The sequence below is a fragment of the Sutterella seckii genome, assembly GCF_009183815.1.
In the GTDB taxonomy this organism is placed as follows: Bacteria; Pseudomonadota; Gammaproteobacteria; order Burkholderiales; family Burkholderiaceae_F; genus Sutterella; species Sutterella seckii.
In genome coordinates this window covers 1-777 of record NZ_WEHX01000214.1, presented here as the reverse complement: position 1 = coordinate 777, position 777 = coordinate 1, and the positions used below count along the sequence as shown (strand labels likewise).

Sequence of the window (777 nt, the reverse complement as noted above, 5' to 3'; positions counted from 1 at the left end):
ATCCAGGTACGCCGCCAGTTCGTCCGGCGTAATGGGGCCGCCGCAGATCCGGACGCTCTCATCAGAAATCGCGCAAACCGTCCGTCGTTGAGACGACGCACGACCATGCATGCACCCCTCTCGTCCCAGAAGACGATCTTGCAGACCTTGCGGCTGCGGGAAACGAAGACGACGTAGTCCTCTCCCTTTGTGATCGGGATGCCCAGAAGCGACTCCGCCAAAGTGGTGAGCGTCGGAATTCCGCTTCGTCCGTCAACGGGAGAAGCAACGAGCGTCGTCCTGCGCGCCTTGAAGTCGATGATCATGATGAGCCTCCGGCTGCCTGCATCATGCCGATGGCAAGAAGCTCGGGCGATTCGGAGGTGAATTCCAGGAGCGTGCCGTTCGGCAGCTTCAGACGCACCTCCCGTGCGGAACGGTTCGAGCAGCGCTGCGGACGCACGATCGGAACCGGCTTTTTCGGGATCGTCGAAATGCGGGAAGGTTTGGAGGCGTGAACGGGAACGGCTGGGAGCTCGACCACGGCAACAGTGCCGGCGTTCTGAATGCGGCTGACGGCTTCAGCCTCGATGAGGCGCTCAATCTGCTGGAACTTTTTATAGAGCGTCCAGATGCACGGCGGCTGTTCCGGGAAGAAGGTGGAGATGTGCGTTTGATGGAAGGCCCGGCGGGTAAGGCCGGATTTCTGCCAGGCGTCATACGCCCTGCGCCAGATGGAATCGATCATGAGATCCTCCTGATTGGGAATGACCTCAAGTGTCCCGGAAAGCCTAAAAA

2 protein-coding genes are annotated in these 777 nt (G+C 60.0%); both read right to left on the bottom strand.

Annotated elements, in window-relative coordinates:
• A partial coding sequence (tnpB, locus tag GBM95_RS11910) for an IS66 family insertion sequence element accessory protein TnpB (protein WP_152159280.1) occupies positions 1 to 305 on the bottom strand: 305 nt, incomplete at its 3' end.
• Positions 302 to 727: a hypothetical protein gene (locus GBM95_RS11905; RefSeq protein WP_152159279.1), complete on the bottom strand. Its 426-nt coding sequence runs from the start codon at positions 725 to 727 to the stop codon at positions 302 to 304. The genes tnpB and GBM95_RS11905, both read right to left, overlap by 4 nt.
• Positions 728 to 777: the final 50 nt, after the last annotated feature.

Coding starts and splice junctions, on each gene's coding strand:
- GBM95_RS11905 (WP_152159279.1), bottom strand. CDS start 727: ATGATCGATTCCATCTGGCGCAGGGCGTATGACGCCTGGCAGAAATCC.